The organism is Pseudomonas sp. UME65 (assembly GCF_014170225.1).
Taxonomy (GTDB): Bacteria; Pseudomonadota; Gammaproteobacteria; order Pseudomonadales; family Pseudomonadaceae; genus Aquipseudomonas; species Aquipseudomonas protegens.
Genome location: NZ_LZZQ01000005.1, coordinates 307,509 through 330,111 on the forward strand (window position 1 = coordinate 307,509; position 22,603 = coordinate 330,111).

The 22,603-nt window shown below is 67.2% G+C and carries 19 protein-coding genes; 7 read left to right on the forward strand and 12 right to left on the reverse strand.

Going from position 1 to position 22,603, the window contains the following annotated elements:
- Both A9971_RS04910 and A9971_RS04915 read right to left on the reverse strand, forming a co-directional pair.
- Positions 1-888, reverse strand: coding sequence for a Dyp-type peroxidase (locus A9971_RS04910; protein WP_015636122.1), 888 nt, complete (start codon positions 886-888; stop codon positions 1-3).
- A 273-nt stretch (positions 889-1,161) separates the two neighbouring features.
- A complete protein-coding gene (locus A9971_RS04915) occupies positions 1,162-2,199 on the reverse strand; it encodes an AraC family transcriptional regulator (RefSeq protein ID WP_011061981.1) in 1,038 nt (345 codons plus the stop codon).
- A gap of 260 nt (positions 2,200-2,459) precedes the next feature.
- Between A9971_RS04915 and A9971_RS04920 the strand changes: the two genes are divergently transcribed.
- Positions 2,460-3,404: a transporter gene (locus A9971_RS04920; protein WP_183000951.1), complete on the forward strand. Its 945-nt coding sequence runs from the start codon at positions 2,460-2,462 to the stop codon at positions 3,402-3,404.
- Positions 3,405-3,520: 116 nt separating this feature from the next.
- On the opposite strand, the gene A9971_RS04925 is transcribed toward A9971_RS04920, so the two are convergent.
- The 8 genes from A9971_RS04925 to A9971_RS04960 form a co-directional block, all read right to left on the reverse strand.
- On the reverse strand, positions 3,521-4,726 hold the full coding sequence (locus A9971_RS04925) for a DSD1 family PLP-dependent enzyme (RefSeq protein ID WP_161467416.1): 1,206 nt from the start codon (positions 4,724-4,726) through the stop codon (positions 3,521-3,523).
- 85 nt (positions 4,727-4,811) lie between these two features.
- Entirely contained in the window at positions 4,812-6,140 is a 1,329-nt protein-coding gene (locus tag A9971_RS04930; RefSeq protein ID WP_173476962.1) for a D-arabinono-1,4-lactone oxidase, read from the reverse strand.
- Positions 6,141-6,226: 86 nt separating this feature from the next.
- Positions 6,227-6,634 carry a cytochrome c5 family protein gene (locus A9971_RS04935; protein WP_053159332.1) on the reverse strand — a complete coding sequence of 136 codons (408 nt, stop codon included), beginning with the start codon at positions 6,632-6,634 and terminating at the stop codon, positions 6,227-6,229.
- A gap of 197 nt (positions 6,635-6,831) precedes the next feature.
- Positions 6,832-7,644: an energy transducer TonB gene (locus tag A9971_RS04940; protein ID WP_015636127.1), complete on the reverse strand. Its 813-nt coding sequence runs from the start codon at positions 7,642-7,644 to the stop codon at positions 6,832-6,834.
- Complete coding sequence (gene tolR / locus A9971_RS04945; RefSeq protein WP_053159334.1) at positions 7,641-8,087, reverse strand: protein TolR; 447 nt, start codon at positions 8,085-8,087, stop codon at positions 7,641-7,643. The genes A9971_RS04940 and tolR overlap by 4 nt, the downstream gene beginning before the upstream one ends.
- A 16-nt stretch (positions 8,088-8,103) precedes the next feature.
- Entirely contained in the window at positions 8,104-8,814 is a 711-nt protein-coding gene (gene tolQ / locus A9971_RS04950; protein WP_183000952.1) for a protein TolQ, read from the reverse strand.
- Positions 8,815-8,895: 81 nt separating this feature from the next.
- The gene (locus tag A9971_RS04955) at positions 8,896-10,818 is read right to left on the reverse strand and encodes a phytase (protein ID WP_183000953.1); all 1,923 of its coding nucleotides are present in this window, start codon (positions 10,816-10,818) and stop codon (positions 8,896-8,898) included.
- Positions 10,819-10,857: 39 nt separating this feature from the next.
- Entirely contained in the window at positions 10,858-13,380 is a 2,523-nt protein-coding gene (locus A9971_RS04960; RefSeq protein WP_183000954.1) for a TonB-dependent receptor, read from the reverse strand.
- Positions 13,381-14,049: 669 nt separating this feature from the next.
- On the opposite strand from A9971_RS04960, the gene A9971_RS04965 reads away from it, so the two are divergent.
- The 4 genes from A9971_RS04965 to A9971_RS04980 all read left to right on the forward strand — a co-directional run bounded on the left by A9971_RS04965 (position 14,050) and on the right by A9971_RS04980 (position 18,970).
- Complete coding sequence (locus A9971_RS04965; RefSeq protein ID WP_011061991.1) at positions 14,050-14,964, forward strand: GGDEF domain-containing protein; 915 nt, start codon at positions 14,050-14,052, stop codon at positions 14,962-14,964.
- 9 nt (positions 14,965-14,973) lie between these two features.
- Positions 14,974-16,011, forward strand: coding sequence for an AraC family transcriptional regulator (locus A9971_RS04970; RefSeq protein ID WP_077934449.1), 1,038 nt, complete (start codon positions 14,974-14,976; stop codon positions 16,009-16,011).
- A gap of 183 nt (positions 16,012-16,194) precedes the next feature.
- Positions 16,195-17,820, forward strand: coding sequence for an NADP-dependent glyceraldehyde-3-phosphate dehydrogenase (locus A9971_RS04975; protein ID WP_183000955.1), 1,626 nt, complete (start codon positions 16,195-16,197; stop codon positions 17,818-17,820).
- 106 nt (positions 17,821-17,926) lie between these two features.
- Positions 17,927-18,970 carry an FUSC family protein gene (locus A9971_RS04980; protein WP_011061994.1) on the forward strand — a complete coding sequence of 348 codons (1,044 nt, stop codon included), beginning with the start codon at positions 17,927-17,929 and terminating at the stop codon, positions 18,968-18,970.
- Here the strand turns inward: A9971_RS04980 and glp are convergent.
- Positions 18,967-20,172 carry a gephyrin-like molybdotransferase Glp gene (glp, locus tag A9971_RS04985; protein ID WP_011061995.1) on the reverse strand — a complete coding sequence of 402 codons (1,206 nt, stop codon included), beginning with the start codon at positions 20,170-20,172 and terminating at the stop codon, positions 18,967-18,969. The genes A9971_RS04980 and glp overlap by 4 nt on opposite strands.
- On the reverse strand, positions 20,169-20,708 hold the full coding sequence (moaB, locus tag A9971_RS04990; RefSeq protein ID WP_015636134.1) for a molybdenum cofactor biosynthesis protein B: 540 nt from the start codon (positions 20,706-20,708) through the stop codon (positions 20,169-20,171). The genes glp and moaB overlap by 4 nt, the downstream gene beginning before the upstream one ends.
- A 225-nt stretch (positions 20,709-20,933) precedes the next feature.
- On the opposite strand from moaB, the gene mobA reads away from it, so the two are divergent.
- Positions 20,934-21,548: a molybdenum cofactor guanylyltransferase MobA gene (mobA, locus tag A9971_RS04995; protein WP_183000956.1), complete on the forward strand. Its 615-nt coding sequence runs from the start codon at positions 20,934-20,936 to the stop codon at positions 21,546-21,548.
- 109 nt (positions 21,549-21,657) lie between these two features.
- Positions 21,658-22,548, forward strand: a complete 891-nt coding sequence (locus tag A9971_RS05000; RefSeq protein WP_011061998.1) for a LysR family transcriptional regulator — start codon at positions 21,658-21,660, stop codon at positions 22,546-22,548.
- Positions 22,549-22,603 lie beyond the last annotated feature (55 nt).

Below are 22,603 nucleotides of genomic sequence, written 5' to 3' on the forward strand. Positions count from 1 at the left end.
TCATTTCGACGCTTGCAGCGCGCGCAGGTCGAGCTGGCCGTTGTGCAGCGGCGGGCACCAGTAGTAGCCCCCGGTGATCGGCCGGCTCATGCGGTACAGGCCGTCGGTGATGCCGTCTTCCAGGCCGCTCATGCGCCGCAGTTGGGCTTCGAAGGCGTTCAGGGTGTGGCCGAAGGCAAGGAACATCAGGCCACCCTTGTCACCTTCGATCCACGGCATCGAGCGGCGCACGAGAAAGGCTTCCGGGGCGAAGCTTTCCTGGGCGGTGCGCTTGACGTGGGCCGAGACCGGCGCGTCGTCCAGTTCTTCGTTGTCGCTCAGGCGCCGGCCCATGATGTGGTCGCGCTCTTGCTGGTGCATCGCGGCAAAGCCCTGGAAGTCGTGCTGCCACTGCTGGATCGCGGCAAAGCTGCCACCGCGCAGGCCGTCTTCGCCCTCGGCCAGTGCCGCGGCCACGGCGGCTTCGTCCTGAGGGTTTTCGGTGCCGTCTTCATAACCGGTGAGGTCGTGGCCGGTCTTGTGGCGGAAGGTCTCGTTCATGCCGACCAGGCGCAAGGCCGGGGCCAGGGCGGCCGCCAGCTCGTTGCTGCGGTGCAGCAGCTCGCCGCGATCATCACCGTGCAGCCAGACCCACAGCGCGTGCTGGGTCGAAGGGTTGTCCACGCCCACGCCGGTCAGCGCCGGGAACGCCTTGAGCCCCTGCACTCGCGCGCCCAGGGCCTTGACCAGTGACGCGCCAAAACCTGCCACCGCCGTTGCGCCATCCACCCGTGCCAGCAACTGGTCGAGGGCCTGGGGCAACGCCTCGATGGACTCAAGGGCAAAGAACAGGTGGCGGGCCTGGGACGGAACGGGTGCAGCGAGGATGCCGGGCTGGTAGTAACTCATGGGAACTCCTGAATAAAGGCGCAGGAGTTTACCGCCATGGGCTGCCGGCGTCAGCGTCGAAACAGGCAAGGCTTGTCGCCGCTTGCGCGGCGACGTTGCAAGGCCGTGGTGAAAAGACCGGGCCGGGGTTGGCTGAGAACGGCATGGGCGGCATTGCGACGCAGCAGACGCGGGGATCTTGAGGCCGCTCAAGGTTCGACGGGAGATCGCCAAGCAAGGCCCTGCGGGCCTTTGCGCAGCCTCGCGGGCTCGGCAGCGGCTACAGGGCGGCCTTCAATGCAGCGCCGCCTCTTCGCGAAAGGCGCTGGGGCTCAGGCCGGTCCAGCGCTTGAAGGCCCGGCGGAAGCTGCGCACGTCGCTGTAGCCGACCTCTTCGGTGATGCGTTCGATGGACAGCTCCGGGTTGCCCAAGAGGTTCAGGGTTCGCGCCTGGCGCACCCGTTCCAGCAGCGCCTCGAAGGTCAGGCCGTGTTCGGTCAGGCGCCGGCGCAGGGTGCGCCCGCTCATGTTCAAATCCCCCGCCACCTGCTCGATATGGCTGCCGGCCCGCAGGTCCCGGCTCAGGGCGCGCTCCACCGCCTGGATCAGGTCCATCTTCTGGTGCACCTGGGCGCTTTCCAGTTCCAGCAGCTTGAGCGCCTGGCGCAGCGCCACCGGATGATGGTTGGGCAGCGGCGCCTGCAACCAGCGGGCCTCGATCACCATGCGCGCCTGCAGGCAGCCGAACTGCACGTGGGGGCCCAGCAACCGGGTATAGAGCTCGGCATAGGCCGGCGCGGCGTGCATGAACTCCACCCGCAGGGCCTGGAAATCCGCACTGACCAGGGCCCGGCCATAGATCAGCAGGCTGGCGAAGAACTCTTCCGCGGCAAAGATCTGCACCTCGCCGTAGGGCAGGCGGCATTGCAGCTCGACAAAGAACTCTTCGCCCTGGCGCCCGACATCGGCGCTGACGATGGTGCCGGAGGTGTGCTGATGGCGGATGCCCAGCTCGAAGGCGTCGCCCAGGGTCCGGCACAACGACAACGCATGCCCCAGCAGGCCCAGGGTGCCCAGCACATTGCGGCTGCCGACCCAGAGCCCCAGGCCCTGCTGCGGCAATGCCGCCAGGGCACGTTCGATCATCGCCACCGCCTGGCGATAGGAGATGCGCAGGGTCGGGTCCTGCAGGTCGTCCAGGGTAAAGCCCAGGCCGCGACACAGGCGCTCGGCGCTGACGCCCTTGGCTTCGGCGACATCCGCCAGGGTCTGCAGCAGGAAGGGTGAAACCAGGGCCAGCTGGTCGTGGGCATCGGCGGCTTTGATCTGCATGGGAGTGGGCTTCCGGGCCGCTTGAGCGGCTGTTTTTATTGTCGGTCAGGCACCGGTGCCAAGGCTTCACCGGCGGTTCAAGCATATCCCGTTGCCTGGGGTTTTACGGGGGAATGTAACAAAGCATTGCAAAGTGTCCGACAAAGTCCCCCTCCCTGTCCGCCAATACCCTGCCCCGCGCCCGGCCCAGGGCTTATTTCTATGGGGCGGGCGGCGTGCCTGCCGCCGCGCCCCCACTAACAATAAGAATGAGCCCAACCATGCACCCGACCCGCCTCACTCGCTCCCTGCACCTGGGCGTGGCCCTGGCCGCCTGCGCCAACCTGAATGCCCAGGCCACCGAATCCGGGGTCGACAATATCGGCCCCGGCACGGACGGCTTCTACGTGCTGCCCCTGAGCCCCGACCAGCTCCCGGAGCACATGTTCGCCTTCAACCTCTACTACAACCATTACCAGGCCAGGAAGCTCGACATCAGCTCCTTTGGCGGCAAGGTCCAGGAGGTCAGGATCACCTCCGACGCGATCATCCCGCGCCTGGACTACCTGAGCCCGCTGCGGGTCCTGGGCGGGCGCCTGGGGGGCTACGTGGCCCAGCCCTACCTGCGCCAGCAGGTGTCGCTGTACGGCCAGAGCGACCGCCGCGAAAGCATGGGCGATACCACCTTCGCGCCGATCATCCTGTGGGACATGGGCCCCGACCTGACCCTGGGCGCGGCCTTGGAAGTGACCCTGCCCACCGGGCAGTACGATGCCGACCGGCTGGCCAACACCAGCAACAACTTCACCACCTACAAGCCGCTGTTCTCCATGACCTGGCTGCCCAGCGAACGCACCGAGCTGTCGTTCAAGAGCACCTACAGCTTCAACCAGGAAAACCACGCCACCCACTACCGTTCCGGGCAGATCTTGCACTTCGACTATTCGGCCAGCTACCGCCTGACCGACGACCTGAGCCTGGGGCTCAACGGCTACTACCTGAAGCAGACCACCGACGACAAACAGCACGGCAAGACCGTGACCTTCATGGGCGAGGACGTGAGCGACGGGGTACGCGGGCAAGTGCTCGCCATCGGCCCGGCGCTGCACCTGCGTTTTCTCAAGTACGCCAGCGCCGAGATCCGCTGGGCCAAGGAGTTCGATGTGGAAAACCGCCCCGAGGGCGACATGCTCTGGGCCAAGCTGACCATTCCCTTTGCTCTGTGAAACCCGCGGCAGCCTGAAGCCGCTGCGGGCTCGGCGGGAGATCGCCAGGCAAGGCCCTGCGGGCCTTTGCGCAGCCTCGCCGGAGCTCGGCAGCGGCTACAGGGCTATACGTGGGATCAGTACACCGGCCAGCGTTCGACGATGCGCCCGCCGCGCAGGGCCAGCAGGTCGCCAAACTGCAGCAGTACCGCTTCGCTCTGCTGCGGGCGCAGGAAGACCTGGTCGTCTACCTGCAAGCCCACGGCGCGGGAGCCGTTGACCATCTCCTGGTTGGAGCTGCGACCGAACAGCTCGTTGCTCTGCAGACCCGCCGGCGATTCGAAATCCGCCAGCCAGTGGCCGCCATAGATGAAGAAGGTCTGGCGCTGGTTGCGGTCCCACCAGGAGAACAGCCGCGACTTGTCGTCCAGGGCCGGGATCCGCACCGGCCCGGTACTCTTGAGCACCGGGGTGGCGATAAAGGCGGCCGGCACGTGCTGCTCCAGGGACGCCAGGTCGTAGTGGCTGGGCTTGAGCAGTGCGGTGCCCACCGACACTTCGCTGCTCAGGGATTCCTGCTCGTGGCGACGGTAGCTGGGGCTGCCGGCGGTATTGAGGGTCAGGCCGGCGTGCCACAGCGCCGGGTACTGCTGGCGGGTGAAGTCGACAAAACCGTTGTAGAGCGCCATGACCTGGTCGAACAGGCTTTGCGGCGAGCCCAGAATCCCCGGCACGCCCATGTCGACAAAGGGGTCGTAGCCCATGAACCCGGCAAACTCCAGGTGCCGGGGGTGGGCGCTGATCAGCGCCAGCATCTGCCCGAGCACGGCATGGTCCGCCACGCCGCCACGGTGCAGTCCCACATCCAGTTCGATGTTGATGCGCATCCGCGTGCCCAGGCCCTGGGCCAGCGCTAGGTACTGCTGCAGGCGTTCGGGGGTATCGAGCAGCCATTGCAGTTGCCGGCGCGGGTCGAACGGCCCCTTGAGCTGCTGGTAGAACAGCTCGACGGCGCGGATCGGCAGGGGTTTACCGAGGAGGATATCGGCGTCGGCAAATACCTCGGCGTCGTGGTTGAGAAACGGCTGGTGGAAGGACATCAGGCGCCGGGTACCGGCGCGCTGGGCGATGTAGGCCAGGAGCCCGGGCGATGGCAGGGATTTTTCCACCAGGCGCAGGTGCTTGCCACCGCGCTGCACCGACTGCATGACCACATCGATGTTGTGGTCCAGGCGATCCAGGTCGATCAGCATCACCGGTTGCATCGGCCCGTGGGCCTTGAGCTCGCGATTGAGCTCGGCGAAGTACGGGCTGTAGGGCAGGCCCCGGTCGCCGGGCCGCAGCCAGGCGCCGACACCGGCCAGCAAGACTCCGGCCCCCAGGGTGCCGGCCATGAAATGACGACGGTTCATTGTGCGCATCTCCTGTTCACGCCACACCCAGCACAGAGGCCAGGTGGGCGTTGATGAATTTGCCTTGCGGGTCCAGTGCCTGGCGCACCCTGGCGAAGGCTGCCCATTGCGGGTACAGCCCCTGCAGGGTGCGGGCGTTGAGGCTGTGGTGCTTGCCCCAGTGCGGGCGCCCCTGGTACTTCCAGAAGATCGGCTCCACGGCGGCGAAGAAGTTGTGGTGGTCCATGCTGTAGTGCTGGTGCACCGAGATCGAACAGCTGTCGCGACCTTCGAACATGCTCAGGGGAATGTCGTCGGCCTTGACGTAGCGGTACTCGATGGGAAACCAGGTGCGCAGGTCCTTGTCGCGGATCAGCGCGAGGATCTCGCGCAGGCACGCCGGCCCCAGGTGCGCCGGCACCGAGTACTCCATTTCGTTGAAGCGCACGCTGCGCACGTTAGCGTAGATCTGGTAGGAATCCCCCACCCGCTCATCGAAGCGCGCCAGCCAGCGCAGGCTATTGAGCAGGTGGCGGCGGGTCTCGGGGAAGTCGCTGACGTACTTGTCGAGGTTTTCGATCAGGTTGACGAACTCGTTGCCGCCCTCCTCGGCCGGGTCCCTGGGCGGGGTCGCCGGGTCGTCGGTCTCATTCAGGGCCACCGCCAGGGCGTAGTCGGAATGGGTGACCACGAGCATTTCCCAGTGCTGGTTGTCGCGGGTCAGGTTGTCCATGTCCTCCAGCAGTTCCTCGGTCTTGCCGATCCACTGTTTTTCCCGCAGGCGATAGGCCTCGCGGTTCTGCAGGCGCACCCGGGTCGCCACCCCCAGCGCGCCGAGGGACACCCGGGCGACGTGGAACACCTCGGCGTTGCGCCGGGGGTCGCAGTCCAGCACTTCGCCGCTGGCGGTCACCAGTTGCAGCCCGCAGACCCGGGACGAATAGGAACCGAAGCCGACCCCGGTGCCGTGGGTGGAAGTGGCAATCGCCCCGGCCAGGGTCTGGTAGTCGATATCCGCCATGTTCCACAGCGCCTGCCCCACCTCCTTGAGCGCCGGGCCCATCAGCGACATGGGCGTGCCGGCGGCGAATTCGGCTTGCAGGGTCTTGGGGTCGTGGTCCAGCAGGCCGTTGAAATAGGCCAGGGACAGCAAGGTGCCGTCGGTGGGCACCAGGGCGCTGAAGGAGTGCCCGGCACCCACCGGGCGGATCTTGCCCGGGGCCTGGCGGACCACCTGGCGCAGTTCATCCAGGTCCTTGGGCGCCAGCCGCGCCTGGGGCAGGCAGCTTTGCGCGCCAGACCAGTTGCGCCAGGGAATCAGCCGCGGGGCGCGGGCCAGTTCGGCCAGCAGCGGGTTGCTGCACAGCGCGCTGAACGCGCCGAGGGCGCCGGCCCCTTGCAGCAGCCGGCGTCGGGAAAGGTGCATGACCATGAAGGGGGAACCTGTGCTTTTTATTGGAATGAATGGCCGGACATGAAGCTGATCAGGGCCAGGAACTGCTCTTCGCTGCACTGCATGCACTGGCCCATGGGCGGCATGCCCTGGTAGCCGTTGATGCTGTGGTCCAGCAGGGTGTCGGCGCCCTGGGCCAGGCGCGGCGCCCAGGCCTTGGCATCGCCGGCCAGGGGCGCGCCGGAGGCCGGGTTGGCATGGCACAGCTGGCAGCTGCTGGCGTAGACCTGGGCCAGGGCCGGGTCGGCCGGGCTCTGGCGGGCGGCGTCGAGGCGCACGGCAGCAGGCGGTTCAGCCTCGCCGCAGGCGCTCAGCAGCAGTCCCAGGGCCAGGCCCAGGGCGCTACGAATCGGTAGCCAAGAGTGGCGCCGCAACGGGCGCGAACAGGCGGGGGGGACAGTGGGCATCGGCGGTCCTCAGTGCGGCCAGGGCAAGGGGCCCGCCCCGGCGACAGCGGCGGACCACACCCGGCCACACTAAGACACCCGCGCCCCGGGGTTGAGGGCATTGGCGGCCAGCCAAGGGGACAGGCTCGGCCAGCCAGGGCGCGCACGGTCAGCCAGAGGCTGCCTGCATGGCAACGGGCCCATGCCTGCCCCGCGCCTTACTTGATCCGGTAGTGGAAGGTGTTGCGCACCGCCGGCACCGTTACCGCCTGGCCATCGATCAGCCGCGGCTGGTAACGGAAGGTCGCCACCGCTGCCAGGGACGGGCGCATGAACAGGGGGTGGCAACCGTCGATGACCTTGGGGTTCTCCACCCGCCCCTGGGGGTTGACGCTGTATTCCACGGTGCAGTCGCCTTCCAGGTTCTTGTCCAGGGCCCGTTGCGGGTAGTCCGGGGCCTCCTTGCTCAGGGGCTGGTACTGGCGACTGTCGGCCGCAGCCTGGGCCGCCTGCTGGCGCGTGCGCTCGGCAGCCAGCCGCGACTGTTCGGCACGCTGGGCCTGCGCTTGTTCCTGGGCCACACGTTGCTCGGTATCGCGCTGGCGCTGCTCGGCCTCCAGGCGCTCGCGCTGCTGCTCCTGCACCTGCTCACGTTTCTTGTCTTCCACACGCTTGCGCGCCAGGGCCGCCTGCTCCAGCTTCTGCGCCTGTACCTGGGGGTCAACCCGGGGCCTGGCCGGCTCCGGCGCAGCCGCGGGCGGTGGCGTTGACGGTGGCTGTGGCGCCACCTCGGCCACCGCCGGCAGCGGTTCCGCGGGGGCGGCAGGCGGCGCCAGCATCACCAGTTGGGTGGTCAGTACCGGCGGCGTCTCGACCTGCGGCTTGTCCACCGACCAGCCCAGCACCAGCGCCACCAGCACTCCGGCGTGCAGGGCCAGGGCCAGGCTGGCCGCCAGGCTGTTGCGCCAGAAGCCGGACGCCTCGGGCCGCAGGGGCATCGCGGTGGGGTTGTGCATGATCATCGCCGTCATTGCGGGGCCTCGGTCACCAGCCCCAGGTTGTGTACCCCGCCCTGCTGCAACGCGGCCATGGCCGCCACCACGCTGGCATAGGCGGCGTCCTGGTCGGCGCGGATATACACCTGGGTGTCGCCGCGCCGGGCAATCACCTGGGCCACCTTGGCGCGCATCTGCTCAAGGTCCACAGCGCTGTCGGTCTGGTTCCGGGTGTCCAGTTCACCGCCCAGGTTCCAGTAGTAGCCGCCACCGGCCTGCACCGACAGGGTGAGGATCTGCTGGCGGCTGTCGGTGGCCAGGGCTTCGCTGGCGACCTTGGGCAATTCGATCTTCACCCCCTGGGTGAGCATCGGCGCGGTGACCATGAAGATCACCAGCAGCACTAGCATCACGTCGATGTAGGGCACCACGTTCATTTCCGCCTTGGGTCCGTGCTTGCGTTGCGGCCGGGTCAACATCGGCTTGCTCCTTCTCTCAGGCGGCCACGGCCAGGTGGCTCGGGGCGCCCTGCAAGGTGCGATGCAGGCGTACTTGCAGTTCATTGCCAAAGGCGTAGTAGCGGGTCAGCAGGGTCTGGCTGCGGGCCGAAAAGCGGTTGTAGGCAATCACCGCGGGAATGGCCGCGAACAGGCCGATGGCGGTGGCGATCAGCGCCTCGGCAATGCCCGGGGCCACGGTGGAAAGGGTCGCCTGCTGCACCTGGGACAGGCCGAGGAAGGAATTCATGATCCCCCACACGGTGCCGAACAGGCCGATATAGGGGCTTACCGAACCCACAGTGGCGAGAAACTGCAGGCCCTTTTCCAGGCGGGTTTCCTGCTCGCTGATGGCCACGTGCAAGGCCCGTTCCACACCCTCCAGCACCCCTTCTCCGGCACCGCCGGGCTGGCCGCGCAGGTGGCTGAACTCCTGGTAGCCGGCGGCAAAGATCGGCTCCACGCCGCCTTCGGCGTCGCTGCCCTTGGCCACTTCGCGGTACAACGGCAGCAGCTCGGGGGCGGCGCGAAAACGCTGGATGAAAGCCTGGAAGCGCAGCTCACGACCGCGCAGCACGGCGCCACGCTGGATGATCAGGTACCAGCTGAGCAAGGACGCCAGGAGCAAGGTCAGCATCACCGCCTTGACCAACAGGCTGGCATCGCTGATCAGCCCCCAGATGCTCATGTGTTCGAGTGTGGCCTGCATGGTGGAACTCCTTCTCGGGTGCCCGCCTGGGCTGGCGGGGCTATTCGATGACATTCAAATGACAAGGTGATGACCGCCGGCTCAGGGCAGCTTCAGGGCCTGGGTGACCTCGGCCCAGGGCACGAACTTGAAGTTCTGGGTCTGCTCGGGCATGCGCTTGCGCCCGTCCTGGACCACCAGCAGGCCCTGGCTCCAGGGCCCGCCGAGGTTGGCCGAGGTGACTTCCAGGCCATCGGTTTCCGAGGCGCCGTCGATCCCCGCACGGGCGTTGAGGCTGACCCGGAAGGCACCATGGGAAGCGAACGGCGGTTCGGCATCCAGCACCAGGTAGCTGTCGTTGCCCTGGCTGGAAATCACCAGGTAGTCGCGGGCGTTGCTCTGGTACAGGGCCAGGCCCTCGACATCGGCCTGCAACAGGCCGCCGACCTTGATCACGCTGTGCAGGGTCGCCGGCTGCTCGGGCCGGGCATCCACCGCCCACACGCCAACGTCCTCTTCACCGAGGAACAGGCGCTGGCGCTGGTCGTCGGCGACACAGCCCTCGGGCTGGCTGGCCACCTTGAACCGGCGCACCAGCTCGCCCTGGGCGGTACCGCCGGGGGCGCTCAGGCGGTACTGGACGAAGGTGCCGTCCTTGTCGTTGGCAATGGCGTAGATCTCGCCACTGGCCGGCTGGAACAGGCAGATGCCGTAGATTTCCTTGAGCGGCGTGGGCACCTCCCCGGCCTCGCTCAGTTCGCCGCTGGCGCGGTCGATGGCGAACAGGCTGAGGCTGTTGCGGTCGCGGTTACTGGCCACGGCCAGGTCCACACGGCGCTCGCCGAGCTGGAAGTTGGGCCGCACGTCGACGTTGTTCAGGCGCCCCACTGCCAGCTCCTGCAACAGCTTGCCCTGCAGGTCGTAGGCCAGCAGGCCCTGCTTCTTGTTGGTGCCCAGCACCCGGCTCAGGGAGGGCTGCTGCGGGTGGACCCAGATCGCCGGGTCATCGGCGGCATCGCCCTGGCGCCCCACCGGCTCGCTCTGTGCCGCCGCCTGTACGGTGGGCAATACCGGCGGCAGGGCCACCGGGGTGGCCTGCCAGTTCAACTGGCCCTGGTACAGGCGCCCGTCCTCGTCATCGCGCAGCAAGACCTGCAGGCCTTTGTCGCTGGCGCGCAGGGCGATGTTTTCCGGTTCCTTGAGGCCGGCCAGGGGCAACGTGGCCTGGGCCACCCAGCCTTTTTCCTGCTGCTGATAGAGATGCAGTTGCGCGGCCTTCGGGTCCAGGCCCAGCACCCCGCCCGGCACCAGGGCCATGGCCCCGGCGCTTTTCCTGATGTCGCCAAAGGGCGCGCGCAGGGCCACCGGCTGGCGCGCGGTGTCGGCTTCGGCATGGGCCGGGTAGGCCCACCAGCCGACATTCTGTTCATTGACCAGCAGTTGCTGGGCGGCATCGTCCACCTGGCAGAACTTGGCCTCCGGCGGCAGGGGCAGGCCACGTACCCGTTGCGGCTCGGCGCTCAGTTGCGCGCCGTGGCCCACCAGCCACTGCTCGCCCTTGCCCTCCTCGCCCACCAGGAACAGGAACAGGTTGCTGGCCTCGTCGCGGTACAGGCACAGGCCGTTGACCGGGTAGTCCCGAGTGGGCAGGTACAACGGCTGGCCCCAGGTGCGGCTGGCCGGGTCGAGGCTCACCAGCAGTGCCTGCTGGCGCTGGTTGTCGAGGCTGGCCACCAGCAGTTGGCCACCGGCGGCGCGGCTGTCCAGGCCGTTGAACGAGCCCTTGAAGCGGGCCAGCTGGCGGCCCTGTTCGTCCACCAGCAACAGGCCTTCGCGCTCGCTGGCCAGCAGCCGGTCGGCGCCTGTGCCGGCGGGCACGAAACCCAGGCCGGTAACGCCCGGGGTCTGCTCGGCCCAGGGCTTGAGGTTCAGGCCGGGCACGCTGGGGGCAGCCAGGGCGGCGCCACAGGTCAAGCCAATGCACAGGGCCAGCAGGCGGTTTCTTGCGGTCGATACAGTGCTCATCACAATCCTTGGGTGTGCGGTCGGGCAAGGGCCCGCTACTTAGAAATGGGTGAAGGTCAGGCCGAGCTTGTAGGTCGGGCCGTATTCCTCGTACTGGGCGTTGTAGGAGCGGTTGCCGGTGTAGACGAAGTACGGCTGGTCGGTGAGGTTCTGCGCCTCGAAGCTCAGTTGCAGGTTCTTGGTCAGGGAGTACTTGGCGCTGAAATCGACGAAGGTCTGGGCATCCACATGCAGGTCGTGGGCCTTGTCGTCGATGGACGCCAGCTCGAACAGGTAGGCCGATTTGTAGTTGGCCGACAGGCGAAGGCTGAGCTTGTCGTCTTCCCAACCGAGCATCAGGTTGCCCACGGTGTCCGACTGGTTGGGCAGGTCGATGTCGCGCTTGCGGTTGACCCCGGCCTTCTGGTCGAAGCCCTCGATGCTCGCACTGGAGCGGCTGAAGGTGCTGTTGGCGCCCAGCAGCAGGCCGTTCCACGGCGCCGGCAGCCAGTCGAATTTCTGCGAATAGGCCAGTTCCAGGCCGTACAGCTTGGCGCTGTCGCCGTTGGCGAAAGTGTGCGCCTCGGAGAACCCGCTCCAGGCGCCGGTGCCGGCCAGGTCGGTGTTGTAGACAAAGTTCTGGATGTCCTTGTAGAACACGAAGGCCGAGACGGTGCCGGCATGGCCCATGTAGTGCTCGATGCCCAGGTCCAGGTTGCTCGACTCCAGGGGCTTGAGGTCGGGGTTGCCGAAGGTCGCCTCGTCGCCGTCGATGACAAAGCCCGGGGCCAGTTGGCCGAAGGTCGGGCGCACCACGCTCTTGGTCCAGGCCGCGCGGACCTGGGTGTTCTTGTCCAGCTGGTAGCGCGCATGCAGCCCCGGCAGCCAGTGCTGGTAGCGGCGTTGGGTGTCGGTGGCGGTGAAGGCGCCGTCGGTGACCCCGGTGCCCTTGGCCTCGAACTCGGTGCCCTCGTAGCGCAGGCCGGCGATGAAGCGCCAGTCGTCGATGTCCAGGGTGTTCATGAAGTAGCCGGCGTTGATGTCTTCGCGGATCTTGAAGTCGTTGACCCGGGATTCTTCCTCGTCGTAGAAGGCCGCCTGATTCAGGCCGCCGATCAGTTGCTTGATGGCGCCGCCACTGATGCCCGGGCCGAAGCGGCCAAGGGAATAGTCCACGTTGCCCTTCTGGAACTGCCCGAGGTTGAGCTGCTGGTCGGTAAAGCCCAGGGTGTCGAAGTCCTTGTAGACCCAGGCTTCCAGGTCGTTGTCCTTGTTGCGCCGGCTGACTTTGCCGCCGAACTTGAACTGCGCGGCGTAGCCACTCAGGTCATAGTCCCGGGCCAGGTCCAGGCGCAGGTTCTTCTCGGTGTCGGTGGTGTTCTGCTTTTCCCAGTCGACCTTGTCCAGGGTGAAGTTGGCCGGGTCATAGAAACCGGCGCCGATCACCGGGCGCGGCTTGCCGTTGTCGTAGAAGCCGCTGTCGGAAAAATCGCTGTTGCCCTTGAAGGTGGCCCCGGCGATATGCGCCGGGCTGTCTTCGCTGGAGCGGCTGTAGCCGGTCTGGCCGCTGAGGGTCCACAGGCCCAGCTGGCGCTCGCCGCCGAACACGTAGGACTGGATCTCCTGGGTTTCCTCGCGCTGCTTGAGCTTGCGCGAGGCTTCGGCATCACCGCGCTCGCCGGCCGCCAGGGGATCGGCGAACTCGATGCTGGTGGAGTTGCGGGTCTCGCTGTCCTTGTAGCGGCTGTACAGGGTGCGCAGGTAGTAGCTGCTGCTGTCGTCGGGCTTGTAGTCGAAGTTCAGGCCGCCACCGGCGCGCTCGCGGCTGATGGCGTAGTCGCGCTGCTCGAATTCCTGCAGCTTGGCGCCTTGTTCGAAGTCCCAGGCACCACCGGTCTCGACGTTGTCGGAACCGAAATCGCGCTTCTGCCAGCTCAGGGCCGCGGCCACGCCGAAGTTGTCGACGCCGTCGCCGAGGCTGAAGCGGTTGCTCGCCGCGCCGGAGAATTTCGGGCTGGTCTGGCGGGTGTTCTGGTCGTAGCTGGCCTCGCTGCTGCCGGTGTAGAACAGGCCCTTGTGGTCGAAGGCCGAGAGGCTTTTCACATCCACGGTGCCACCCAGGGAGTTGGCGTCCATGTCCGGGGTCAGGGTCTTGATCACTGACAGCGACTGCACCAGTTCCGAGGGCAGTACATCCAGGGCCACGGCCCGGCGGGCGCTTTCCGGCGAGGGCACCAGGGTGCCGTTGATGGTCACGCTGTTGAGGTCCGGGCCCAGGCCGCGCACGCTGACAAAGCGCCCTTCGCCCTGGTCGCGCTCGATGCTGATGCCCGGCAGGCGCTGCGCCGCCTCGGCGACGTTCTGGTCCGGCAATTGGGCCACGCCGTCGGCGTGCACCACGCTTTCGATGCTGTCCGAGCGCCGCTGCTCCTTGAGCGCCTGGTCGATGCTGGCGGCCTGGCCCACCACTTCCACATGCTCGGTGGCCGCAGGTTCCGCAGCGCTCAAGCGTTCACTGGCGATGGCCATGGCCAGCGCGGTCAAGGTAAAGCTGACAAGCCCGGGACTGCTGCGCTTGTACATGTTGGTCCTCCCCCAAGAGTCCGCTAACGCCGGGCAAGAGGCCCGGCAACTGGGAGGGCACGCTAGGGTCGGCGAATGACGGTTCTGTGACAGGCCTGGGCGGCAACGGGCCAAAACGCCCCATTGCCCGGCTTTCGCCCCGGCAAATGAGCTGAATTGACCCCTATCCCCCGCCAGGCGCAGGCCTTGCGGGCCTCTTCGCCGGCAAGCCGGCTCCTGCAGATCCGTGGTGCACCCGCCGCCCCGTAGGAGCGGGCTTGCCCGCGAAAGCCATCCACCGTCGAGCGCAGGTCTTGCCGGCCCCTTCGCCGGCAAGCCGGCTCCTACAGATCCGTGGTGCACCCACCGCCCCGTAGGAGCGGGCTTGCCCGCGCAAGCCATCCACCGTCGAGCGCAGGTCTTGCGGGCCCCTTCGCCGGCAAGCCGGCTCCTACAGATCCGTGGTGCGTCCGCCGCCCCGTAGGAGCGGGCTTGCCCGCGCAAGCCATCCCCCGCCAGGCGCAGGCCTTGCGGGCCCCTTCGCCGGCAAGCCGGCTCCTGCGGGCCGAAAAAAAACGCATTCGCCGTGAGCTGATTCGACCTCACGCCGGGTTTCCCCGGCGTCACCCCCCTGTCACAAACATCTGCTGTGCTGGCGCCCTCTCACTCCTGGCAAAAAGGATCGCGGCCATGTTCTCCGTGCTCAAACCCCACCGCTGGAAACTCGCCGCGCTGTTGCTGGCGGCCAATGCCGGGCTGCTGCTGCACCTGGCCTGCGGCAGCCTGAAATCGGTCAGCGAGTGGCAGTGGCTGGACATCATCGGCGAAGGCGGCTCGGCGCTCCTGGCCCTGGTCTGGCTCGGGCTGGTGCTCAAGAGCCGCCCCGCCGGGCGGGTCACCAACTACCTGGCCCTGGGCCTGAGCTGCATTTTCTTTTCCTGGTGGATCGACAGCCTCGACGAGTTCATCCGCCTGCCCGACAGCATCACCTGGGACCACTGGCTGGAGTCCGGGCCGATGCCCATCGGCATGATCCTGCTGACCATCGGCATCTACCACTGGCACCGCGAACAGCTGGCCATCAGCGCGCAGATGGAAAAGAAGGAGCGACTGTTTCGCGAGCATCGCCAATTCGACAAGCTCACGCCCCTGGCCGGCGCCGACTACCTCAAGCGCGAGCTGGCCAGCAGCCTGCAAGACAGCCGCCGCCAGCAGCAGCCGCTGTCGCTGCTGGCCCTGGACCTGGACCACTTCGCGGCGATCAACCAGGACTACGGCCATGCCGAAGGCGATGCGGTGCTGCAGGCCCTGAGCCATGTGCTGCTGCTCAACCTGCGGCGCCAGGACCTGCTGTGCCGGCTGGCCGGCGACCGCTTCGTGGTGCTGCTGCCCAACACCGGGGAAAGCCAGGCACGGCTGCTGGCCCTGGAGCTGCAACAGGCGGTGCAGGGCCTGGCACACAAGACCCGACAACACGGCGAGCGCCTGCACCTGGCGGCCAGCACTGCGGTGGTGATGGCCCTGGAGGAAACCCCGGAGGGGCTGCTCAAGCGCCTCAACCTGGCCCTGGCCCGGGCCAAGCAGCCCCTGGCAAAAACCGCCTGAGGCGCCGTCATGACCGTGAAGACCCACTGGTACGAAGCCGATACGCGGTTTATCCCCGGGCACTATCAACCGGCGGCGCTGATCGACCTGGCGCTGTCCCGGGACATCGACAGCCACCGCCTGCTGCGCGGCACCGGGCTGTTCCACGAGGACATCCTGGCCGGCCAGACCCGCCTCAGCCCGCAGCAGTTCCTGGCGCTGATCGGCAACGGCCGGCGCCTGCTGGATGCCGACGACAGCAGTTTCCTGTTTGGCCAGCGCCTGCTGCCCGGGCACTACGGCGCCGCCAGCCATGCCCTGCGCCATGCGCAGAACCTGCACCAGGCCCTGGACGCCCTGGTGCAGCAGCAGGCGCTGCTCAGCCCCCTGGCCAGCCCGCGCCTGGTGCTGGACGAGCATCACGCCTACTGCTACTGGCTGGACAGCTGCGGCGCCGGCGAGCACTGGCGGTTCCTCCTGGAAGCCAGCATGACCTCCCTGGTGGCCATGAGTCAGTGGCTGGCCGGCCAGCGCCTGCCCTGGGAATGCAGCTTCAGCCACAGCGAGCCGCGCTACGTCGAGCAGTACTGGGTGCACCTGGGGGAACAGACCCAGTTCCAGCGGCCCCTGGACCTGATGCGCATCCCCCGGCAATACCTGACCCGGCCCTGGCCCGGGGCCTCGGCCACCGCCGGCCAGGTGGCGCGCCTGGAGGCCGGCGAGCACCTGCGCCAACTGGGGTTTGCCAGCAGTTTCCTCGACACCCTGTACCGCTACCTGAAAACCCAGGTACGCCACACTCCGAGCCTGGAGCAGGCGGCCCAGGATTTCGCCATGAGCCCGGCCACCCTCAAGCGCAAGCTGAGCAAGCACCACAGCGGCTACCAGCAACAGGTGGACCGGGTGCACAAGCACGTGGCGCTGTACCTGTACCAGATCAAGGGCTGGAGCAACGAGGCGGTGGCCGAGTACCTGAACTTCAATGACCCGGCCAACTTCCGCCGGTCATTCAAGCGCTGGACCGGCAGCACCCCGAGCTTGATCCGGCAGTTGCTGGGCAGCGGCTGAAACGTTTAATCTCGAACCACCACCGCTGACGCGCCGCGGGCCCGCACAGGGGCGCCGCGGGCCGTCGCGCTCGGGCGCCCGGTGGAAAAACCGCTAAAGCGCCGGGCCATTAAGGCGTATAAACCATGGAGCGATGCCGTCGCTGTCACCGCGCCGGAGCCATTTCCAACACGGGGTAGAGTCATGACCACAGCCAATCTATTGAGCCACCTGTTTCCTGCCGCCGCCGACATCCCCGAAGCCTTTCGCCTGCCCGACCCGGTGGAGCAGCGCGACTACCTGGTGGACGGTGAACTGCGCACCTGGAACGGCCCCCTGGCCCAGGTCCGCAGCCCGATCTACCTGAGCGGCGCCGACGGCGATACCCAGATGATTCTCGGCAGCACCCCGCTGCTGGACGCCGACACCGCCCTCACCGCCCTGGACGCCGCGGTGCGCGCCTACGATCGCGGCCAGGGCGCCTGGCCAACGATGCGCGTGGCCGAACGCATCCAGCACGTGGAAGCCTTCCTGGCGCGCATGCGCGAGCAGCGCACGGCGGTGGTCAAGTTGCTGATGTGGGAAATCGGCAAGAACCTCAAGGACTCGGAGAAAGAGTTCGATCGCACCTGCGACTACATCGTCGACACCATCGGCGCGCTGAAGGAACTGGACCGGCGCTCCAGCCGCTTCGAACTGGAACAGGACACCCTCGGCCAGATCCGCCGCGTGCCCCTGGGCGTGGCCCTGTGCATGGGCCCCTACAACTACCCGCTGAACGAGACCTTCACCACCCTGATCCCGGCGCTGATCATGGGCAACACCGTGGTATTCAAGCCGGCCAAGCTCGGCGTGCTGCTGATCCGCCCGCTGCTCGAAGCCTTCCGCGACAGCTTCCCGGCCGGGGTGATCAACGTCATCTACGGCAGCGGCCGCGAGACCGTCAGCGCGCTGATGGCCAGCGGCAAGATCGACATCTTTGCCTTCATCGGCACCAACAAGGCCGCCAGCGACCTGAAGAAACTCCACCCCAAGCCCCACCGCCTGCGCGCGGCCCTGGGCCTGGACGCGAAGAACCCGGGGATCGTGCTGCCCGATGCCGACCTGGACAACGCGGTCAGCGAAGCCCTCACCGGCTCCCTGTCGTTCAACGGCCAGCGCTGCACCGCGCTGAAGATCCTGTTCGTCCACGAAGCCGTGGTGGAACGCTTCATCGAGCAGTTCAACGCCAAGCTGCAAGGCCTCAAGCCGGGCATGCCCTGGGAACCGGGGGTGGCCCTGACGCCGCTGCCGGAGAACACCAAGGTCGACTACCTGCACGCCCTGGTGGCCGACGCCCAGGCCCACGGCGCCAAGGTGGTGAACGCCCACGGCGGCGAGGCCCGGGCTTCGTTCTTCTACCCGGCGGTGCTGTACCCGGTGACCCCGCAGATGCGCGTCTACCACGAGGAGCAGTTCGGCCCGGTGGTGCCCATCGTGCCCTACCGCGACCTGGACACCGTGATCGACTATGTCCTGGAATCGGACTTCGGCCAGCAACTGAGCCTGTTCGGCAGCGACCCGGCCGAGATCGGCCGGCTGGTGGACGCCTTTGCCAACCAGGTCGGGCGGATCAATATCAACGCCCAGTGCCAGCGCGGCCCGGATACCTTCCCCTTCAACGGCCGCAAGAACTCCGCCGAGGGTACGCTGTCGGTACATGACGCACTGCGCACCTTCTCGATCCGCACCCTGGTGGCGACCAAGTTCCAGGAGCGCAACAAGCAATTGATCAGCGACATCATCCGTAATCGCGAGTCGAGCTTCCTGACCACCGACTACATTTTCTGAGGGAGCCCCGAGCGTTCGCCCTGGCGCGAACGCCCGGCCCCTGCCGCCAACCGGAGGAACCGATCTGGGCCCGTTAAAACACCTGCGGGGCATCACCCTGCCACCTTTGCTGCGCCGCCTGCTGCGTCCCGTGCTCGACCCGTACCGGCGCTACCGTCACGCCCGGCTGATCCACGCGGTGCGGGTCGCCCTCGGCCTGATCGCCACCATCCTCCTGACCACCGGCCTCAACCTGCCCCATGGCGAGTGGGCCTCGGTGACCATGCTGGTGGTGATCGGTGGCCTGCAGCACCACGGCAACATCGGCAAGAAGGCCGCGGAACGGGCCATCGGCACCCTGGTGGGCGCCGGGGTCGGGCTGGTGCTGGTGGTGCAGCAGGCCTACTTCGGCCACCCCTGGCTGACCTACCTGGGCATGTCGGTGGTGTGCGGCTACTTTTCCTATCACGCCATCGGCAAGGGCGGCTACACCGCGCTGCTGGCGGCGATCACCGTGTTCATCGTCGCCGGCCACGGTGACAACCAGGTCAGCGACGGCCTGTGGCGGGCGGTGGACATCCTCATCGGCATTGCCCTGGCCCTGGCGTTTTCCTTCGCCATTCCGCTGTATGCGGTGTACTCCTGGCGCTACAACCTGGCCAGCGCCCTGCGCGACTGCGCGCAGTTGTACGGGCGGATCATCAAGGGCCAGTCGGTGACCGACGACGAGCACCTCAAGCTCCTGGGCCGGGTCAACAGCGCCATGCTGCAACTGCGTTCGCTGATGCCTTCGGTGTCCAAGGAAGTACGGATTTCCATGACCGAGCTGGACGCCATCCAGCGCAACCTGCGCATGTGCATCAGCACCCTGGAGATCCTCGGCAACACCCGCCCCGATGCCAGCGACCCGCAGGCCATGGCGCAGATGCAACTGGCGCTCAAGGCCGAGCACCGGCAGATCCGCGTCCAACTGATCGGCATGGCCCGGGCCCTGCAATCGGGGGTCACCCAGCGCCTGGAGAAATCCGTGGAAGGCCACCCCGAAAACGCTCTGGAGGCGCCGGTGTATTCGGCCCTGGATGGTTACCGGCTGCTGACCCGGCAACTGGCCGCGACCCTCGGCGAGATGCACCAGCGCCTGGCCAAGAGCGCCCGGCACTGGAAGATCTAGAACAGCTCGCTGAAAGGAATGAAGGGCGCCCGATCCCCTGCCTGCAAGGTCCGGCCCTCGACGATTTCCACCAGGCCATCGGCCCAGGAAGCCCCCAGCAACACCCCGGAACTCTGGTTCGGATAGAGCACGGCGCGGCCGTTCTCCAGGCGCGCCCGCAGGTACTCGCGGCGCTTGCCGGCCTTGGGCCAAGCGAAGGCCACAGGCACCTCGACGCTCAGCGGCGCCACCTCCTGTACCCCCTGCAGCCGCAGCAGGTAGGCCCGGGCCAACAGGCCGAAGGTCACCAGTGCCGAGGCCGGGTTGCCCGGCAGGCCGATCACCGGCACCTGGCCGAAGTAACCCACGGTCAGGGGCTTGCCGGGCTTGATGGCGAGTTTCCAGAACAGCGGCCGGCCACTGTCCCTGAGCACCTGCCCGAGGCAGTCGGCATCCCCGGCGGAAACGCCGCCGGTGGTCAGGATCAGGTCCGCGCCATGCTGCAACTGCTCCAGCCTGAGGCGGGTGTGCTGCGGCCGGTCGGGCAGGATCCCGGCGTCGATCACCTCGCAGCCCAGGGCGTCCAGCCAGTGCCTGAGCAGGGTACGGTTGCTGTTGTAGATGCAGCCGGGGCGCATGGGCGTGCCCGGCTCCAGCAATTCATCGCCGGTGGACAGCAGCGCCACGCGCGGGCGGCGCACCACCTGCAACTCGGTGCAGCCCTGGGCGGCGGCCACCGCCAGTTCGAAGGGGCCGAGGCGCTTGCCGGCCTGCAGCAACACCTCGCCGGCGCGGTTCTCCTGGCCCTGGGGGCGAATGTTCTGTCCCGTTTTCAGGGCCTGGGTAAAACGCACCCGGCCGTCTTCCAGCAGCTCGACGTTCTCTTGCATCTCGACGCAGTCGGCTCCTTCGGGCACCGGGGCGCCGGTGAAGATCCGCGCACAGCTGCCCGGTTGCAGGGGCGCACCGGGCTGCCCGGCGAACACGGTCTGCGCTACCGGCAACGGTGCACCGTCCCAGTGCTGCAGGTTCAGGGCGTAGCCGTCCATGGCACTGTTGGGCCAGGGCGGCAGGTCCAGGGTCGCCACCAGGTCGGTGGCCAGCACCCGTTGCCGGGCCTGATCCACGGCCAGGGTTTCGCTCTCCGGCAGGCGCTGGGCGTCGGCCATGGCCAGCAGGCTGGCCAGTGCCTCTTCCACCGGCATCAGTGGGTTCTGGCTCATCCCCGGCTCTCGCAGGCCTGCACCGGCTTGAGGTGCGGCACGAAGTTGCATGGCCGGTGGCGGGCATCCAGCTGCTCGGCGAGAATGCCTTCCCAGGCGGTGCGGCAGGCCCCGGTGGAGCCCGGCAGGCAGCACACCAGGGTGCCGTTGGCCAGCCCGGCCAGGGCCCGACTCTGCACCGTGGAGGTGCCGATATCGAGAATCGAGATGGCGCGAAACAGCTCGCCGAAACCGTCGATGTGCTTGTCCAGCAGGCAGCCCACGGCTTCCGGGGTGCTGTCGCGGCCGGTAAAGCCGGTGCCACCGGTGATCAGCACCACCTGGATGCGCTCGTCGGCGATCCAGGCCGCCACCTGGGCGCGGATCTTGTACAGGTCATCCTTGAGCAGGTTGCGCTCGGCCAGGCTGTGGCCGGCCTCCAGCAGGCGGCTGACCAGCAGTTGCCCGGAGGTGTCAGTGGCATATTCCCGGGTATCGCTGACCGTCAGCACGGCCATGTTCAAGGGTACAAACAACGCATCCGACTTCACGCTCATGTCATTCTCCGACCGGCAGGCTAAAAATCATGAACCCAGGCTAAAGGCCCGCCGACGCGGCTGTCTAATCGTTCTGGCTGACCGGATTATCGATGCGCTCTATCATCCTGCCGGGCCCTGCCGGGGGCCGATAAAGCCCGTCAATCGGCCATTCAACACTTCCGATTGGACGTACCCGAAGGACAATGCCATCGTTTGCGCCACCTACTTGATATGCGTCCTGCCATGACCCCGAACCAGCCCGCCCCCGCCTGTTCCCTGCCCTGCTCGATCCTGCTGCTGGCCGGTGGCCGCGGCTCGCGCATGGGCGGCCAGGACAAGGGCCTGGTGGCCTGGCGCGGCCAGCCGCTGATCGCCCATGTGCAGGCGGTGGTGCGACCCTTGAGCGATGACCTGATCATTTCCTGCAACCGCAACGCCGAGCGCTACCGGGCCTATGCCGACCGCTTGGTGGAGGATGGGCAGAAGGATTTCCCCGGGCCCCTGGCCGGAGTCCTGGCCGGCCTCGCGACGGCCCGCCACCCCTGGCTGCTGGTGCTGGCCTGCGATGCGCCGCAGATCGACGCGGCGCTGATCCAGGCCCTGCTGGATGCCCGCGGCAACGACACCAGGCCGGTGATGGTGCAGCAGGCCGGGCAATGGCAACCCATGTTCAGCCTGATCCCCACGGCGCTGCTGGGTGACCTGCGCCAGGCCTGGGACAACGGCGAGCGCAGCCTGCTGCGGGCCCTGGCCGCCCATGGGCTGAGGCCCCTGCCCTGCGCCGCGGACGATCCGCGGCTGAGCAACTTCAATACCCCTGAACTACTGTCTGAAGCAGGCCCCAAGCCCCTGGCCTGAACAGCACCGGAGGTGCCCAAGGGCGCAACCGGGCAAGGCCCCAGGCCTTTTCATGGGCGCAACACCTGCGTTATTACTGAACCCGACTTTTCCCACAACAGGTGCCACCGTGGACATCAAGCAACTCAAGTTTCTGATCGCCCTGGAGCAGACCCGGCACTTTGGCCAGGCCGCCGCGCGCTGCCATATCACCCAGCCGACCCTGTCCATGCGCCTGCGCAATCTTGAGGATGAACTGGACCTGATCCTGGTCACCCGTGGCCAGCGCTTCGAAGGCTTCACCGAAGCCGGCGAGCGGGTGCTGGCCTGGGCCAAGACCCTGCTGGCAGCCCATGACGGGCTGTTCGCCGAAGCCGCTGCCTGCCGCGGGCAACTGGTGGGCAAGCTGCGCCTGGGGCTGGTACCGCTGAGCGGCTTCAACCCCATCAGCTACGTGCAGCAGCTATCGTCGAGCTTCCCGGAACTGCAGTTCAGCCTGTCGTCCATGAGCTCCGACCGGATCATCGAGGACATCGGCAACAACCAGCTGGACCTGGGGGTCTGCTACCTGGACCACGTCAACCCCAACTACCTGGACTTCTTCGAGATCGGCGAGACCCGGGTCGGCCTGCTCTACGACACCCGGCACTTTCATTTCGAAGGCACCGAGATGAGCTGGGAGGACGCCGCCGAACTGCCGCTGGGCATGCTCAGCACCGGCATGCACTATCGCAAGTCCATCGACCTGAGCTTTCGCAGCCGCGGCCTGAACCCGCAGCCGATCCTGGAAAGCGACTCCACCTACCAGCTGTTCCAGGCGATCCACGAAGGCTTCTGCTGCTCGATCATGCCCCTGGACAGCGGCCTGGATTCGCCCATCGAGAACCTGGCCTTTATCCAACTGCCGGATGCCAGCGTGCTGGCGCCACTGGGGCTGGTGATGCGCAAGACCGAGCCGCGCTCGGCGATTGCCGAAAAGTGCTTCGCCGAAGCCAAGAAGCTGTTTGCGATCAAAGAGTGAATCAATGCCCCGGGGCCGCCCATGGCCCTGGGCAAATCGAATGCAACGAGGTGTG